Below are 16646 nucleotides of genomic sequence, written 5' to 3' on the forward strand. Positions count from 1 at the left end.
CGTCCGGTCTCGGTCAGGGGTGCATTACGGTGTGGCACGAGGGCCTTTCTGGTCGCCGGTGCAGATGTCGCAATCCACACCAGGCCAGAAGGCCCACACCCATTTCAAGATCCCTCAACCGAGACCTACATCACCCGTCCACAACCTCCCCGGACAGAACACCTAGGGCCGCGACGCCGACAGCTCCGCGCACCGGGCGGCCGGTGCGCGGGGCATGGACATCACCGGAGCGGGCGTCGAAGATGGCCACCCACGACACGTCAAGATTTCTGCCCGGTGATGGAGTCGGTGCGGGGCGCGTGCCCCCTCTCCGCACCACCACTGGACGGTTTCAGGCGGCTTCCACGGGACGGCACATCCGGGCACCGACGTCCCAGGTGGGCCGTCCCGCCGGGCAGCGAAAGGGAATCGCCGTGCCCTCGGCGAACTACCGTTCCCTGCTGCGTACCCCCGGCGCCGCGGCCTTCTTCCTGCCCGCATCGCTCGGACGCGTCGGCATCGCGATGACCGGCCTCAGCATCGTCTGGCTCGTGCACAGCCATACCGGCACCTTCGCCGCGGCCGGCCTCGTCGGCGGCGGATTCGCGGTGACCGACGCGCTTGTGGCGCCCCAACTGGCCCGGCTCGTCGACCGGTTCGGGCAGACCCGGGTCCTGCCGCCCGCACTGCTCGCCCACGCCCTCGCGGTAGCCGTCCTGGTATCCCTGGTCGCCGCCGACGCCTGCGACGCCCTCATGACCCTGGGCGGTGCGCTGGTCGGGGCCAGCCTTCCCCAGCTCAGCGCGATGTCCGCGGCACGCTGGGCGGCACTGCTGCGCACCGACCGGGCCGCGGAACTGCCCACCGCCTTCGCGCTGGAGTCGATCGGCAACGCGGTGGCCTACCTCGTGGGCCCGGCGCTGGTCAGCGCACTCGCCGCGGCCGGACAGCCCGCGGCCGGCGTGGTGCTCGCCGCCTCCTTGTCGGTGGCCGGCGGCCTGGTTCTCGCGGCGCAGCGCGGCAGCGCGCCCCCACCGGCGGCCGGCAGCGCCGTGCACGCGCGTGCGGGCCGGTCGTTGTTGTGCGGCGCGGTCTTGGTTCTGATGGGGCTCAACCTCGCCCTCGGTGTCTTCTTCGGCGCCATGCAGGTGTCGGTGACCGCCTTCGCGGTGGAGCACGGCGCACCGGGCGCCGCAGCCGTGGTCTTCACCGTCTCCAGTTGCAGCGGTCTGCTGGCCGGTTGGGTGTACGGGGCGCGCCGGTGGGGCGCCACGCCCCCGGTGCAACTGCTGGCGGCGACCAGTGCGCTCCTGCTCGGCACGCTGTTGCTGCCCACGGTCGGCTCACCGTTCGGGCTCGGCTTGGTCGTCCTCCTGACCGGTGCCACGATCCAGCCCCTTCTGGTGCTCTTCTCGGTGCTCACCGAGTCGACCGTCCACCGGGCCGTCCTGACCCAGGCGTTCTCCTGGCTCGGCTCCGCCGGCGCTGCGGGCTCGGCCGCCGCGGCGGCGGTCTCCGGCTGGGCGGTCGACTCGTCCGGGGCACGTGGCGGCTTCGCGATCACCACCGCGGCAGCCGCCGCGATGACCCTCCAGAGCCTCGCGGGCCTGCGTCTCCTGCGGACGCGGAAGGGACAGCCGGCGCGTGCGGAGCCGAGGGCGAACTGAGGGCGGGAACCTTCAGCCGCGTACGAGGCGGAGGCCGGCCGCCAGCTCCGCGCGGTCGATCAGCGCGTAGAGGCTGACGGCCGGCGCGGACGCCAGCGCGTCGCCCGCGAGCGCGCCCACGTCGACCGCCGAGGTCCGCCCGCCCAGCGGATGCGTGAACCCGGTGACGACCCAGCGGCCGCCCACGGGTGAGGCCGAGTCCTCGCACCATGCCCAGCGTGCGCCGTGCGCGCTGATCAGGAACTCCGCGAGGCAGGCCACCAGCAGCGTGTGGAGCTCGACCCACTCGTCCCGGTCGAGGAGAGCGGGGATCTCCCGGGCCAGGCGCGCGTCGAGGACGTGTGCCGCGGTCCCCGGGTCCGTCCGCAGGAGATCGGGAGCATGGCCGAGACCGGCCAGGAGGTCCCCGGTACGCCCGCGGCACGCGGCGGCCCACTCGCAGACATCGACCAGGGCGGCGGCATGTGCAGTCATTCTGGTAGGCATATCAGAGCGGACCCGACGGGCCGCACGGCCCCCCGGCCCCCACCGCCGCTGCCAGGCGAAATCCCGTTGTCGGGTTCCGGGAGGCTGCGAGAGCATCCGGGAATGGACGAGCCCGCCGAGATCCTCCGCTCCGACCAGGTCGAACTGCGCCGCTGGCGCACCGGCGACGTCGACGCCCTGGACCACGCCATCCACGAGTCCCTTGACCACTTGGCGCCCTGGATGCCCTGGGCTGCGGGCCACGGAAGACGGGACACCGCCGGCTTCCTGGCCCGCAGCCAGGACGAGTGGGGGAGCGGGGAGGCGTACGCCTACGCGATCACGTCGGAGGGCGTGGTGATCGGCAGCTGCGGACTTCACCGCCGCATCGGTGCGGGCGGCCTGGAGATCGGGTACTGGCTCCACCCCCGGTGGACCGGACGGGGACTCGCCACGGCGGCCGCCGCCGCACTCGTCGGCCAGGGATTCGGCCTGACCGGCATCGACCGGCTGGAGATCCACCACGACGCCGCCAACGCCGCCAGCGGAGCCGTCGCCCGCCGCCTCGGCTTCACCGAGATCGCACGCGTACCGGAACCGGAAGGCCCGTCCGCCCCCGGCGAGGTGGGGATCGAGGTCGTCTGGCGGATGACCGCGGACCAGTGGTGCGCGTCCCTGCCGGGTCGCGCGCTCTGAGTACGGGGGTCACCGTGCGCGCCCGGGAGGATCGGTCAGGAATGGAGAAGCCCCCGCGAGCGGGCCGCGGCTAGCGTGACGGCCATGGACATCACCATTCACTGGACCTTCCTCCCGCACACCGACCCCGAGGCCTCGCTGGCCTTCTACCGCGACACCCTCGGCTTCAAGGTCCGCAACGACGTCGGCTACGGCGACATGCGCTGGATCACCGTCGGCCCCGCCGACCAGCCCGGCACGTCGATCGTCCTGGAGCCGCCGGCCGCCGACCCGGCCATCACCGAGGACGAGCGCCGCACCATCACCGAGATGATGACCAAGGGCACCTACGCCCGCCTCACCCTGGGCACGCCCGACCTCGACGGCGTCTTCGAGCGGCTCGTGGCGGGCGGCGCCGAGGTCGTCCAGGAACCGACCGAGCAGCCGTACGGGATCCGCGACTGCGCTTTCCGCGACCCCGCGGGCAACACGATCCGCTTCAACGAGGTCCGCTGACCGCCCCGTGACCCCGCTCCCGCGCCGCGGCGGGAACCCGGCCACCACACGGTCCGTTCGACGGGGACCGGTCCGAAGGGGGAGCGGGGCGGCCCGGTGGACGGTTACCGTGGCCGCGCCCCACCGACGCGGGGGGACCGGACATACTTGACCGAAGCCGGTCAGATCGAACCAGGCGACGCCGACGGAGACCGCCAAGGCGGCCCAGCACGCACCAGACAGATGGAGAGACGACACACATGGCCAAGAAGGCGGACGCGCAGTCGCCTGCGCCGCACGTTGCCGACAGCCACGATCTGATCCGCGTGCACGGTGCACGCGAGAACAACCTGAAGGACGTCAGCATCGAGATCCCGAAGCGCCGGCTCACGGTGTTCACCGGAGTCTCCGGCTCGGGCAAGAGCTCCCTGGTCTTCAACACGATCGCCGCGGAGTCGCAGCGGCTGATCAACGAGACCTACAGCGCCTTCGTCCAGGGCTTCATGCCGACACTGGCCCGCCCCGAGGTCGACGTCCTCGACGGGCTGACGACCGCGATCACCGTCGACCAGCAGCGGCTGGGGGCGGACCCCCGCTCCACCGTCGGCACCGTCACCGACGCCAACGCCATGCTGCGCATCCTCTTCAGCCGGCTCGGCACCCCGCACATCGGCCCGCCCAGCGCCTACGCCTTCAACGTCCCCTCCGTCCGGGCCAGCGGCGCGATCACCGTCGAGCGCGGCGCGAGCAAGGCCGAGAAGGTCACCTTCACCCGCACCGGCGGCATGTGCCCGCGCTGCGAGGGCCGGGGCACGGTCTCCGACATCGACCTGAGCCAGCTCTTCGACGACTCCAAGTCGCTCAACGAGGGTGCGATCACCGTCCCCGGCTACAAGGGCGGCGGCTGGAACGCCCGGCTCTACGCCGAGTCCGGCTTCTTCGACCCCGACAAGCCGGTCCGCACCTTCACCAAGCAGGAACTGCACGACTTCCTGCACCGCGAGCCGACCCGCATGAAGATCGCGGGCATCAACATGACCTACGAGGGACTGGTCCCGCGGGTCCAGAAGTCGATGCTCGCCAAGGACAAGGAGGCGATGCAGCCGCACATCCGCGAGTTCGTGGACCGCGCCGTCGCCTTCACCACCTGCCCCGAGTGCGACGGCACGCGGCTCAGCGAAGGTGCCCGGGAGTCGAAGATCGCCGGGATCAGCATCGCCGACGCCTGCGCGATGCAGATCAGCGACCTGGTCGCATGGGTGCGCGCCCTGGACGAGCCCTCGGTCGCGCCGCTGCTCACGAAGCTGCAGCACACCCTCGAGTCGTTCGTGGAGATCGGACTCGGTTACCTCTCGCTCGAACGGCCGTCGGGCACGCTCTCGGGCGGCGAGGCGCAGCGCGTCAAGATGATCCGCCACCTCGGCTCCTCGCTCACCGACACCACCTACGTCTTCGACGAGCCCACCACCGGTCTGCACCCGCACGACATCCAGCGGATGAACGGCCTGCTGCTGCGCCTGCGGGACAAGGGCAACACGGTGCTCGTCGTGGAGCACAAGCCGGAGACGATCGCCATCGCCGACCACGTCGTCGACCTCGGCCCCGGCGCCGGCACGGCCGGCGGCACCGTCTGCTTCGAGGGCGACATCGAGGGGCTGCGGAGCAGCGGCACCATCACCGGGCGCCACTTCGACGACCGCGCGTCCCTGAAGGAGACGGTGCGCAAGCCCACCGGCAACCTGGAGGTCCGCGGCGCCACGGCGCACAACCTGCGCGACGTCGACGTCGACGTCCCGCTCGGGGTGCTCACCGTCATCACCGGCGTCGCGGGCTCGGGCAAGAGCTCCCTCGTGCACGGGTCGATCCCCGCCGGTGCCGGGGTCGTGTCCGTCGACCAGAGCCCCATCCGCGGCTCGCGCCGCAGCAACCCGGCGACGTACACCGGACTGCTCGACCCGATCCGCAAGGCGTTCGCCAAGGCCAACGACGTGAAGCCCGCGCTGTTCAGCGCCAACTCCGAGGGCGCCTGCCCCACCTGCAACGGAGCCGGCGTGGTCTACACGGACCTGGCCATGATGGCGGGCGTCGCCAGCACCTGCGAGGAGTGCGAGGGCAAGCGGTTCCAGGCCTCGGTGCTGGAGTACCACCTCGGCGGCCGCGACATCAGCGAGGTGCTCGCGATGTCGGTCACCGACGCCGAGGAGTTCTTCGGCGCCGGCGAGGCGCACACGCCCGCCGCGCACCGCATCCTCGGCCGGCTCGCCGACGTCGGACTCGGCTACCTCAGCCTCGGCCAGCCGCTCACCACGCTGTCCGGCGGTGAGCGGCAGCGGCTGAAGCTGGCCACGCACATGGGCGACAAGGGCGGCGTCTACGTCCTCGACGAGCCGACCGCCGGCCTGCACCTCGCCGACGTCGAGCAACTGCTCGGTCTGCTGGACCGGCTCGTCGACTCCGGCAAGTCCGTCATCGTCGTCGAGCACCACCAGGCGGTCATGGCGCACGCCGACTGGATCATCGACCTCGGGCCCGGAGCAGGCCACGACGGTGGGCAGATCGTCTTCGAGGGCACCCCGGCGGACCTCGTCGCCGCCCGCTCCACCCTCACCGGCCGGCACCTGGCCTCCTACGTCGGCGCCTGACGCGCGGCGGGGGCCGGGGCGATCACGCCCCGGCCCCCGTGCCGTCACGCTGCGGCTCATCGCGGCACCGGACGACGTCGCCGCGGTCGGTCACGCCGTCCGGTACGCCAGCCCCTCGCAGTTCTGCCGCGAGTACCGCCGCATGTTCGGCGCCCCGCCCGGCCAGGACGCGGCTCGCCTGCAGACCGCGGCGGTGGTCCAGGAGTGGACGCCGCCGTCAGTCGCCCCACGCGTCTGCGGACCTGCTCGGGTCGAAGAAGCGGTCCCTCGCGCACCGGATCTTGCCGTCCTCGAGACAGACGGTCGACACGATGTCGTGTGCCTCCATGGAATGTCCCTCCCCATCCAGGAGTTCGTCGGTCCGGCGCACGGAAACGACGTCTCCGTCGGCCTGGATGTGACGTACATCCATACGGAAGCCGCTCGCGCGGAAGGTCTCCAGGGCACGGCGCAGGTCGTCGAGGAGGGCGTCCAGGCCGTCCACGGGATGGTCGTTGAAGATGACGGACTGCCAGTTGACGTCGGGATGGAGGAACTGGTGACAGGTGGCCACGGCATCGTCGTAGGTGGGTCCGAATTCCGCACAGAAACTCCGGACCGTGTCCACGGGCGATGGATGGCTCATGTCCAGCATTCCTTCATGATCGGAGTCGTCCGGCGCGCCGAGTGTTTCAGAAATGCGACGGCCCGCTCCACGAGCCCGTCCCTCCCAACTGGTAGGCGCAGCCTCCTACGAGCGGGGTCACACCCCGGCCCCCACGCCGGCACGGCACAATCAGCCCGTGGCAACCGGGAGGGCCCGGCTTGGGGGAGGGTGCGCTGTGATGGTCCGTCATCGTCCGGTGGGGAGGCGCTCGTTGGCCCGACGCGTCACCGGGTTCCTGGGGCAGCTGGCGGCCGCGGCGGTCGTGCTGGCGGCGGTCCTGCTGTCCCCGTTCGTGCTGGAGGGGATCTCCGGCTCGCGGGGGGTGGACTGGGACCGGCTGGGCCAGGTCGGTGCCGCGTACGGCTTCACGTCGGCGATCGTCTCGGCACTCGCGCTGGCCGGTGTCGCGGTGTCGCTGATCGTCCAGAACCGGCAGGCCAGGGCCGAGCAGATCCAGGGGATCCGCGGCTACTACCTGGAACTGGCCCGGCTGGAGCTCGACGACATGGCACTGTTCCAGCCCGTCTGGGGTGCGACGGACATCGCCGATCCGGACGGACGGAGACGGCACGTCTACGCCGACCTGATGATGAACTACGCGTGGATGGGCTACGAGATCGGGACGATCCCCGAGGGCCTGCTGCGGGACATGCTGGCCGGGATGTTCACCGGGGAAGCGGGGCGCGACTACTGGAGCAGGGCCCGTGCCTCGTGGATCGCCCGCTCGTCCGGGAGCCGTGCGGGCCGTCGTTTCCTGGGCGTCGTCGGCGAGGAACTCGCCCGGGCCGTCGCCGCCGGGCCCCCGGCGCGCACCCCGCGGGTGCCCGGCGCCCCTGCTCCCCGGGGACCGCGCCGGCGGTGGGCCGTGTCCGGCACCCTGATCGGTCTGGGTACCGGTCTGGCCCTGGGAGCGGTCCTGCGGGGCCGACGCTGAAGACAGTCCCCGGGTGCCGCCCCGGGGGCCCGTCGGGCGATGGTGTGGTGCCGCGCGTCCTGATCGCCGTCCTGGCAGGATGGGCGGCATGGAACGTGTGCTGGGAATCGGTGGTTACTTCCTGCGGGCGGCCGACCCCGCGGCTCTGAACGCGTGGTACCGGGACTGCCTGGGCCTGGACGCCGATGAGCACGGCCTGTGGCGTCAGGAGGCGGGGCCGACGGTGTTCGCGACCTTCGAGTCCGGGACCGACTACTTCGGGTCCCGCACCCAGCAGACCATGCTCAACTTCCGGGTCCGCGACCTGGACGCCATGCTCGCACAACTGCGGGCCAAGGGCGCCGACGTGGCCGAGGAGACGCAGGACATGGACGGCGTCGGCCGGTTCGGCTGGGTCACCGATCCCGAGGGCAACCGCATCGAGCTGTGGCAGCCCGCCTGACCGCGGGGCCCCTCAGTGGTCGTCGCCCGTGGCCTGGTCGGGGAGGAGACCGGAGCTGCGGAGACCGCTCAGGGCCTCGGCGACGGCGGTCATGCGATCGGCGACGTCCGCAAGTTCGCGGCGCAGTTCCATGACGCGTCGCTCCAGCACCACGGCCTGGGCGGTGAGTGCCGCGGCGGTGGACGAAGTGTCGGGCTGGTGGTCGGCGGATCGGGTCATCACAGGGCCTCCGGACCGAGTTGCAGCGCGGAGACACTGAGTTCGAGCCGCGCCTTGTCGCTGAGCAGCACGCCTCCGGTCTCCAGGGGGACGTTCCAGTTGAGGCCCCAGTCCGAACGCCGGAGGACGGCCGAGCCCTCGAAGCCGACCCGTCGCTGCCCGTCGGTGTCACGGGCGGTGCCGCCGTAGTCGAGGTCGATGTGCAGCGGCAGTTCGACGTCCTTGATCCTGAGGTTCCCCGTCATGCGGAAGCGGTCCTCGTCCAGGGGGACGACCGCGGTGGAGCGGAAGACCATGAGGGGGAACGTCGCCGAGTCCAGGAAGTCGGGGCCGGTGATGTGCGAGTCCCGCGCCCGGACGCCGGTGTCCAGGCTGCCGGTCTGCACGCTCACGTGGGCCTCCGAACGGGCCGGATGGAGCGCGTCGAGCCGGAGGAACCCCTCGAACGCGGTGAATCTGCCGCGTACGTTGGCGACCATGGCGTGCCGGACGGAGAAGCCGACCGCGCTGTGGACCGGGTCGATGACGTACGCACCGGTCAGTTCCTCCCGCGGACGGGAGCCGGGGACGGTGGTTTCCGCGCAATTCCTGGGCATGGCGGGTCGACCTCTTCGTACGGGTGGGTCGGGGACGGCTGCGGTGGCCCCCACCGGGGGCAGGGGCCACCCGCGGGGGTCACCGCTGCTGCTGGGCGAACCAGTCGGCGAAGCGGGTCGCGGCGAGCTGCGCGCCGGCGCCGGGGACGAGCGAGCCGTCCTGCAGCACGGACCCGTAGTACGGGGCCTGCGGGTCCGCGACGACCTTGCGAGGGTCGTTCTGGGCGGTGAGCACGTCACGGACCAGCTCGTCGAACCGGAACACGTCCGGGCCGGCGATCTCCACCACGCCGTTGAGGGGCGTGCCGGCCGCGGTGCGGGCGACGGCCGTGGCCACGTCGTCGGAGTAGATGGGCTGGAACTTCACGGGCGCGATGCGCACCGTGTCGCCCTCGGTCCCCGCGTCCGCGATGCCGTTCACGAACTCGAAGAACTGCGTGGCGTGGACGATGGAGTAGGGCATGCCCGACGCCTTGATCAGCTCCTCCTGGGCCAGCTTGGCGCGGAAGTAGCCGTTGTCCGGGAGCCGGTCGGTGCCGACGATGGAGAGCGCGACGTGGTGGCCGACACCCGCCTTGGCGTTCGCCTCCATGAGGTTGCCGGTGCAGGTGCGGAAGAAGTTCATCACGGCGTCGTCCTCCCACGAGGGCGAGTTGGAGACGTCGACCACGACCTGCGCGCCCTGCAGGACCTCGGCGAGACCCTCGCCGGTCAGGGTGTTGACGCCGGTGTTGGGGGAGGCCGCGACGGCCTCGTGCCCGTGCTCGTTGAGCTTGCTGACGACCTTCGAGCCGATCAGCCCGGTTCCGCCGATGACTACGACCTTCATGATGGAGTCCTCTCGGATGTTCTCGTGCGTGACGCGCAAGGGGCGGTGGGGCGCCCCACCGGCACCGGCCGGTGTCTCTTCGCTGGGAAGACCGGGCAGCGGAGCCGTTTGTGACAGGGGGCCCGATGCGGCGGGCCCCCGGATCCCTCACAGGACGCGAGCGTCCTCACTCGACGAGCTTGCCTTCGGTGGAGACCTCCTGCATCAGGGCGGTGATCTCCTCGGGGATGTCCGGGATGCTCTCCCGGGTGACGCCGGTCCTGGGGGACCAGACGAGGTTGACCCGCAGCGCGGGATCCTGCTCCGGGTAGTCGCTGCGGTTGTGGCAGCCGCGGGTCTCACGCCGCTCCAGCGCCGATTCCAGCGTGGCGCGCGCCGCCAGGGCCGCCGACTTGAGGTCGAAGGCGTGCGCGAGGTCCTGGAAGCCGGCGATGTCGGGGTGGACACCGACGGATTCCATGCGCTTCTCGATGAGGTCGAGTTCCGCCAGACCGGCCCGCAGGCCCTCCTCGTCGCGCACCACGCCCGCATGCTCGGTCATGGTGTTGCGGATGGCGCGCTGCAGGGCGCGGACGTTCTCCGGTCCGTCCGCCGCCACCAGGTCGTCGACCTCGGCGCGGGCCTGCGCCACCGCCGCCGCCGACCGCGGCTGCGAGGTCAGTCCCAGCGAGTAGGCGGCGGCCGCCTGACCCGTGATGCGACCGAAGACCAGCAGCTCGATGAGGCTGTTGCCGCCCAGGCGGTTCGCGCCGTGCAGGCCGCTGGACGCCTCGCCGATGGCGTACAGGCCGCGGACGTCGGTGCTGTGGTCCTCGGGCCGCACCCAGACGCCGCCCATCGAGTAGTGCGCGGTGGGCGCGATCTCGATCGGGTCGCGGGTGATGTCCAGCATCTGCAGGTCGAGCAGCGTCTGGTAGACCCGGGGGAGCCGGTTCATGATGGTCTGCCGCGGCAGGTGGGAGACGTCCAGCCACACGGCCCCCTTGGGGGTGCCGCGGCCCTCCTTGATCTCCGTGTACGAGGCGAGGGCGACGCGGTCGCGGGTGGACAGCTCCATCCGCTCGGGGTCGTAGCGGCTCATGAACCGCTCCCCGAGGGCGTTGCGCAGGATGCCGCCCTCACCGCGGGCGGCCTCGCTGACGAGCGTGCCGGCCGCGTTCTCCGGCTCGATGATGCCGGAGGGGTGGAACTGCACGAGCTCGGCGTCGCGCAGCCGCGCGCCGGCCTCCACGGCCAGACGGAACGAGTCACCGGTGTTCTCGTCGCGCCGGGAGGAGGTGCGCCGCCAGATCCGGGTGTGGCCGCCGGCCGCGAGGATGACGGCGTCGGCGTGGATGAGGTAGCGCGTGCCGTCGGTGAGGTCGAAGCCGTACGCGCCGAACACGGCGCCGTCGTGCTCGAGGATGCGGGTGATGTAGACGCCGTCGAGCACCGGGATGTCGAGCTGCTCGGCCCGCCGCACGAGCGTGCGCTGGATCTCCAGGCCGGTGTAGTCCCCGGCGAAGGCGGTGCGGCGGTACTTGTGCGCGCCGAAGAAGCGCTGCGAGATCCGGCCGTCCTCCTCCCTGGCGAAGGCCATGCCGTACCGCTCCAGGTCGTCGATGCCCAGGGCCGCACCCTGGGTGACGATCTCCACGGTGCGGGGGTCGGCCAGCAGGTAGCTCTCCTTGAGCGTGTCCGCGGCGTGCTGCTGCCAGCTGTCCTCGGGGTCCATCGTGGCGAGCGCGGCGTTGATGCCTCCGGCCGCCAGGGCCGTGTGGGCGTCGTCCTTGGGCCGCTTGCCGACCGCGAGGACGTCGACACCGGCCTCCGCCAGTTCGATCGCCGCTCGCAGTCCTGCTCCTCCGGTACCGATCACCAGCACCATGGTGGAAATGTGTCGTTCAGTGAGGGCCACGGTCTGCTCCGATCGACTTGGTTGTCACCCCATACGACCGGGCGGTCAAGCCATCTGTGACAGCGGTCCCCGCCCCCCGGACCGCGTGGCGGGGCGTCCGGAAGGGCGTGGGACGACCGGATCACCCGGCCGTCCCACGCCCACGGGACCGGTCGTCAGGCGACGACGCGGTCCAGGGGCACGTCCGGGTCGGCCAGGCGCGCGTCGTCGACCGCGGCGCGCGAGGTGATCAGGTCGCGGACCGGCTCGACGACGTCCCACACGTTGACGTTCATGCCGGCCAGGATGCGGTTCCCCGACATCCAGAAGGCGATGAACTCCCGAGCCGCCCGGTCCCCGCGGAAGACGACGCGGTCGTAGCCGCCGGGCTCCACGTAGCCGGTGTACTCCATGCCCAGGTCGTACTGGTCGGTGTAGAAGTACGGCAGCCGGTCGTAGACGGCGTCCTTGCCGAGCATGGCCTGCGCGGCGGTGGCCGGCTGGTTGAGCGCGTTGGCCCAGTGCTCGACGCGGATGTGACGGTCGAGGAACGGGTGGTAGGCGTTGGCGACGTCGCCCGCGGCGAAGACGTCCGGTGACGAGGTCCGCAGGTGCGCGTCGGTGACGACGCCGTTGCGCACCTCCAGCCCGGCCGCCTCGGCGAGCTGGACGTTGGGGGTGATGCCGACGCCCACGACCACGGCGTCCGCGGGGAGGCGGGTGCCGTCGGCGAGCTCCACCCCGTCGGCGCGGCCGCCGGTGCCGGTGATGCGTTCCACCGTCACGCCGTGGCGCAGCACGACGCCGTGCTCGGTGTGCAGGCCCGCGAAGACCTCGGCGGCCTCGCGCCCCAGGACCCTGAGCAGCGGCAGCTCCTCGTGCTCCAGCACCGTCACCTCCGCCCCGGCCTGCTTGGCGGCGGCGGCGGTCTCCAGGCCGATCCACCCGGCGCCGATGACGACGATCCGCGCGCCCGCGGTGAACGCCTCCTTGAGCCGCTCGCTGTCGCCCACACGGCGCAGGTAGAGCACGTTGTCCAGGTCCGCCCCGGGGACGGGCAGGCGCCGCGGGGTCGAACCGGTGGCCAGGAGCAGCTTCGTCCAGGACATGCGGCGCCCGCCGTCGAGCTCCACCTCCTTGGCGCCGGCGTCGAGGCCGGTCACCGTCGTGCCGAGCATCAGGTCGACGTCGTGCTTGTCGTACCACTCGTCGGGATGCACGAAGATCGAGTCGCGCGTCTCCTTGCCGAGCAGATAGCCCTTCGAGAGCGGCGGGCGGACGTAGGGCCTGTCCCGTTCGTCGCCGATGAGGACGAGCCGGCCGTCGTAGCCGTTCTCCCGCAGAGCCTCCGCCGCCTTGCCCGCGGCCAGACCGCCTCCGACGATCACGAAAGTGTTCTCAGGGGACACAATGCACCTCATCTCGGATGTCGCATGCTGCGAACCGTGTACTGAGAGTCAACCACCAGACCGCTCGGCGCTCCGTCGTGTGACACAGCCGGTCGTGTCGCCCGGCCTCCGGGCGGGGCGCCATGTCACGGCGTCAGGGGTGTGCCGGTCATACAGCTGATCGAAGGACGCCCGGGGCAGCCGGCCCACCGGTCCGTCCCCGCAGCGACCGAGGAGCAGAAGGTGGCCTACGTCATTGCGCAGCCCTGCGTCGACGTCAAGGACCGGGCCTGCGTCGCCGAGTGTCCGGTGGACTGCATCTACGAGGGCGGCCGGACGCTCTACATCAACCCCGTGGAGTGCGTGGACTGCCGTGCGTGCGAGCCAGTTTGCCCGGTCGAGGCGATCTTCCGCGAGGACGACCTCCCGCAGGAGTGGGCGCGCTACAGGGAGGTCAACGCCGAGTACTTCCCGCCCACTTCGGGCTCCGGCGGGCACGGCAGGCCGCTGGTCGGCGACGGGGACCACGCCTTCGTGGCCCGGTTGCCGCCGCAGCGGTCCCGCAAGAAGGACATCGCCCTCTTCGCCATCGGCAAGGAGGAGGCCGAGGAGGCCGACCTGTGGTTCCCGTCGTGACGGCCCCGGGAGGCGAGGGCCGGTGATTCCCTTCGCTCGCGACCGGCTGCGGAACGCAAGGCCCGCGCGGCAGGGGCCCGATGTGGTCGAGGTCGGCCCCCAGGACCTCGAACGCACCGTGGCCATGCACCTCAGGTGCTCGGCCCGCACCCTGTGGAGCCGGTACCACCGCGCGATGGGCGATCCTCGTTCCTACCTGCACACCCTGCTGTCCAGGCCCGGAGCCGTGCACCTGGCCGTGCAGCAGCCGGCCGGCGACATCGTGGCCGTGGGCCACCTGATGCCGGACCGCGGGAACGCGGAGGCGGCGCTGCTCGTCGAGGACGCGTGGCAGAACAGCGGGCTCGGCAGCCGTCTGCTGCGCGACCTCGGGCACCGTGCCGTCGGCGCCGGGTGGAAGGAGGTCTACGGCCTCGTCCTGCCCGGCGACGAGAAGATCCCCGCGATCCTGTCGCACACCTCCGTCCCCCTCCACACCCTGCACGAGGAGGGCGTGACGACCGTCTGGGCGGAGACCGGCGACATAGCCGCCGCGGAGGCGTCCACCGACGCCGGCGCGCGGTGACCCGGCGCCGCGGACGGCGCCTGGGGAGTGCCGGATGCGGGGCTGTCTGTCACAGATCCGGATGCTGTCCGGTCACAACCCCGGAAGACGCAAATCGGGCATTCCGCCCACTCTGTCTGCCTGAGGACGAGACTTCGATGACCTGCACGGACGCGGTGACACTCGGTAAGCACGTGAACACGCCCGGGATATCCGACTCGGCGTTCGCGCTCTTCGACGAGCGGGGAACGGTCGTCGCGTGGACGCCGGCCGCCGAGCGCCTGGTCGGACACTCCGCCGGAGCCGTGGTCGGACTGCCCGCCGCGCTGGTGCTGCCGTCCTTCGGGGAGACCCCGTCGATGTCGGACTTCGTCGAGCAGTGCCGTGCCGAGAACGGCTGGCCGGGCACGACGGCGGTGTCCCACCAGGACGGGCGCACGATCGACGTCACCCTGCGGATCACGATGCTGCGGGGCCGGAACGGCACGACACGCTGGCTCGCGACCCTGACCGACACCGGCGTCCTGTCCGGGGACGCACTGAGCGGATCGGTGTGGGGGCCGCTCCTCGCGCGCGCGCCCATCGGAGTGGTCATCCGCGACCCGCAGCTGCGGTGCGTCTTCGTCAACGACGTCATGGAGGACCACGACGGCATCCCCGGCGACGAGCGACTCGGACGACGGTTCGTCGACGTGCTGGCCGGCGCCAAGGCGGGCGCCCTCGAGGCCGTGATGCGGCAGGTCCTGAAGAGCGGCACCACCAAGGTGCACGAGTACCGGACCTGGCTGCCGGTGAGCAAGGGCCGGGAGCATCCGTTCGCGGCGTCGTTCCACTGCCTCCAGGGCGCCGACGGGGAATCGCTGGGGGTCTGCGTCATCAGCGCCGACGTCGTCGAGAGCCGGCTCGCGCGCGAGCGCCTCGCCGCCGTCGGCGAGGCCAGTACGCGTCTGGGCAGCACCTTGGACGTGATGCAGACCAGCCAGGAACTGGCCGAGCTCGCCGTGCCGCTGCTCGCGGACTACGTCGCCGTGGACCTGGAGCAGTCCGTGCCGTTCAGCGAGGGACCGCCGGTGCGCATCGACCCGACGGGCGAACGCCTCCCCGGTCTGCGACGTGCGGGTCTGGCCACGATCCACCAGGGAGCACCGGAATCCGCGTGGGTGCGCGGCGAACCGGTCACGGTGCCGCCCGGCTCACCGTTCGCCCACGTCCTGAGCACGGGCAGGTCCCACCTGGAGCCGATCCTGGACATCGCCCCGGGGATCTGGATCGACCAGGACCCGGCCCTGGCCGCGAGGATCCGCAAGAACGGGGTCCACTCGCTGATGGTCGTCCCGATCCGCGCCCGGCGCGCACTGCTGGGCGTGGCGCTGTTCATCCGCACCGCGGACCCCGAGCCGTTCCAGGACGTCGACCTGCTGCTGGCCGAGGAACTCGTCGGGCGTGCCGCCCTGGCACTGGACAACGCGCGCCAGTACGCACGCGAGCACACCGCGGCCCTCACCCTCCAGCGCAACCTGCTCCCGCGCCGGCTGAGGGGCGGCATGGCCGTCGACGCGGCATCGCGCTACCTGCCCGCTGACATGGACCACGGGGTGGGCGGCGACTGGTTCGACGTCATCCCGCTGTCGGGCGCCCGGGTCGCCCTCGTCGTCGGTGACGTCGTCGGTCACGGTCTGCACGCCGCGGCGACCATGGGCACGCTCCGCGCCGCCGTCCGCACGCTGGCCGACATGGAACTGCCCCCCGCCGAACTGCTGACCCGCCTCGACGACACGGTCCAGAGACTGGTCGAGGAGGACACCGACCCCGCGGACCAGACACCCGCCGTCGTGGGCGCCACCTGCCTGTACGCCGTCTACGACCCGGCCACCCGCGTGTGCACCATGGCCCGGGCCGGGCACCCCCCGCCCGCCATCGTCGACCACGAGGGCCGGGTCACCTTCCCCGACCTGCCCACCGGAGCGCCCCTGGGCATCGGCCTCGGGGACCCCTTCGAGGCCGTGGAGCTGGAACTGCCCGAGGGAAGCCTGATCGCCCTCTACACCGACGGCCTGATCGAGAGCCGCGGCGGCGACATCGAGGAAGGGATGGACCGCCTGGGCGCCGCCCTCGGGGAACCGGGCCGGTCCCTGGAGGAGCTCTGCACCCGCGCGACGGAGTCCCTCCCCGCGCAGGTACCGTGCGACGACGTCACCCTGCTCCTGGTCAGGACCCGGTCGCTCAACTCGGCCCACATCGCCTCCTGGACGCTGCCCGCCGACGAGACCGCCGTGCGCCGCGCCCGGAAGCTGGCCGCCGGCCAGCTGACCGCCTGGGGCCTCGACGGGCTCGAACACTCCACGAAGCTCCTCGTGAGCGAGCTGGTCACCAACGCCGTGCGCCACGGCGCCGGCCCGATCGGGCTGCGCCTGATCCGGCACCAGGCCCTGACCTGCGAGGTGTCGGACACCGACGTCTGCGCCCCGCGCCTGCGCAGCGCGGACTCCATGGACGAGAACGGCCGCGGCCTCTTCCTGGTCGCCCAGATGTCCCGTCGCTGGGGATCCCGCTCGGCGGTGGACGGCAAGGTCGTCTGGGCCGAACTGGACGTGGCCGCCTCAGCCGCGTAGG

At 71.8% G+C, this 16646-nt stretch carries 15 protein-coding genes and 1 pseudogene; 9 read left to right on the forward strand and 7 right to left on the reverse strand.

The features are described from left to right. Positions 1-413 precede the first annotated feature (413 nt). Positions 414-1646 (forward strand): MFS transporter, encoded by a 1233-nt coding sequence (locus ACFYYN_RS42470; RefSeq protein ID WP_500550063.1) that lies wholly within the window; start codon positions 414-416, stop codon positions 1644-1646. A 12-nt stretch (positions 1647-1658) separates the two neighbouring features. Here ACFYYN_RS42470 and ACFYYN_RS42475 read toward each other — a convergent pair whose 3' ends face one another. Then, positions 1659-2120 (reverse strand): hypothetical protein, encoded by a 462-nt coding sequence (locus ACFYYN_RS42475; RefSeq protein WP_500550064.1) that lies wholly within the window; start codon positions 2118-2120, stop codon positions 1659-1661. 114 nt (positions 2121-2234) lie between these two features. Here ACFYYN_RS42475 and ACFYYN_RS42480 point away from each other — a divergent pair, with 114 nt between their 5' ends. From ACFYYN_RS42480 to ACFYYN_RS42490, 3 genes are all read left to right on the forward strand, one after another. After that, complete coding sequence (locus ACFYYN_RS42480; protein ID WP_500550065.1) at positions 2235-2807, forward strand: GNAT family N-acetyltransferase; 573 nt, start codon at positions 2235-2237, stop codon at positions 2805-2807. 84 nt (positions 2808-2891) lie between these two features. Then, positions 2892-3302, forward strand: coding sequence for a VOC family protein (locus tag ACFYYN_RS42485; RefSeq protein WP_500324001.1), 411 nt, complete (start codon positions 2892-2894; stop codon positions 3300-3302). 239 nt (positions 3303-3541) lie between these two features. Further along, the gene (locus ACFYYN_RS42490) at positions 3542-5923 is read left to right on the forward strand and encodes an ATP-binding cassette domain-containing protein (protein ID WP_500550066.1); all 2382 of its coding nucleotides are present in this window, start codon (positions 3542-3544) and stop codon (positions 5921-5923) included. Positions 5924-6140: 217 nt separating this feature from the next. Here the strand turns inward: ACFYYN_RS42490 and ACFYYN_RS42495 are convergent, their stop codons facing one another. Continuing rightward, positions 6141-6557 (reverse strand): nuclear transport factor 2 family protein, encoded by a 417-nt coding sequence (locus tag ACFYYN_RS42495; RefSeq protein ID WP_500550067.1) that lies wholly within the window; start codon positions 6555-6557, stop codon positions 6141-6143. A 223-nt stretch (positions 6558-6780) separates the two neighbouring features. Between ACFYYN_RS42495 and ACFYYN_RS42500 the strand changes: the two genes are divergently transcribed. Continuing rightward, entirely contained in the window at positions 6781-7503 is a 723-nt protein-coding gene (locus tag ACFYYN_RS42500; protein WP_500550068.1) for a DUF6082 family protein, read from the forward strand. A gap of 88 nt (positions 7504-7591) precedes the next feature. Continuing rightward, positions 7592-7945, forward strand: a complete 354-nt coding sequence (locus ACFYYN_RS42505; protein WP_500324005.1) for a VOC family protein — start codon at positions 7592-7594, stop codon at positions 7943-7945. Positions 7946-7957: 12 nt separating this feature from the next. Here the strand turns inward: ACFYYN_RS42505 and ACFYYN_RS42510 are convergent, their stop codons facing one another. The 5 genes from ACFYYN_RS42510 to ACFYYN_RS42530 all read right to left on the reverse strand — a co-directional run bounded on the left by ACFYYN_RS42510 (position 7958) and on the right by ACFYYN_RS42530 (position 12886). Beyond that, positions 7958-8164, reverse strand: coding sequence for a hypothetical protein (locus tag ACFYYN_RS42510; protein ID WP_500550069.1), 207 nt, complete (start codon positions 8162-8164; stop codon positions 7958-7960). Continuing rightward, positions 8164-8760 (reverse strand): YceI family protein, encoded by a 597-nt coding sequence (locus ACFYYN_RS42515; RefSeq protein ID WP_500550070.1) that lies wholly within the window; start codon positions 8758-8760, stop codon positions 8164-8166. The genes ACFYYN_RS42510 and ACFYYN_RS42515 overlap by 1 nt, the downstream gene beginning before the upstream one ends. 79 nt (positions 8761-8839) lie before the next feature. Then, positions 8840-9589: an SDR family oxidoreductase gene (locus ACFYYN_RS42520; protein WP_500550071.1), complete on the reverse strand. Its 750-nt coding sequence runs from the start codon at positions 9587-9589 to the stop codon at positions 8840-8842. A 166-nt stretch (positions 9590-9755) separates the two neighbouring features. Then, positions 9756-11456, reverse strand: a complete 1701-nt coding sequence (locus ACFYYN_RS42525) for an L-aspartate oxidase (protein ID WP_500550072.1) — start codon at positions 11454-11456, stop codon at positions 9756-9758. Positions 11457-11641: 185 nt separating this feature from the next. Next, positions 11642-12886, reverse strand: coding sequence for an NAD(P)/FAD-dependent oxidoreductase (locus ACFYYN_RS42530; protein ID WP_500550073.1), 1245 nt, complete (start codon positions 12884-12886; stop codon positions 11642-11644). Between the two features lie 210 nt (positions 12887-13096). Here ACFYYN_RS42530 and fdxA point away from each other — a divergent pair. From fdxA to ACFYYN_RS42545, 3 genes and pseudogenes are all read left to right on the forward strand, one after another. Beyond that, positions 13097-13408 (forward strand): annotated as a pseudogene (fdxA, locus tag ACFYYN_RS42535) (ferredoxin); the annotation flags it as partial. 103 nt (positions 13409-13511) lie between these two features. Further along, a complete protein-coding gene (locus ACFYYN_RS42540; RefSeq protein WP_500324011.1) occupies positions 13512-14054 on the forward strand; it encodes a GNAT family N-acetyltransferase in 543 nt (180 codons plus the stop codon). A gap of 137 nt (positions 14055-14191) precedes the next feature. Beyond that, positions 14192-16645, forward strand: a complete 2454-nt coding sequence (locus ACFYYN_RS42545) for a SpoIIE family protein phosphatase (protein ID WP_500550074.1) — start codon at positions 14192-14194, stop codon at positions 16643-16645. Position 16646: the final 1 nt, after the last annotated feature.

Source organism: Streptomyces sp. NPDC001902 (assembly GCF_042891295.1).
Classification (GTDB): Bacteria; Actinomycetota; Actinomycetes; order Streptomycetales; family Streptomycetaceae; genus Actinacidiphila.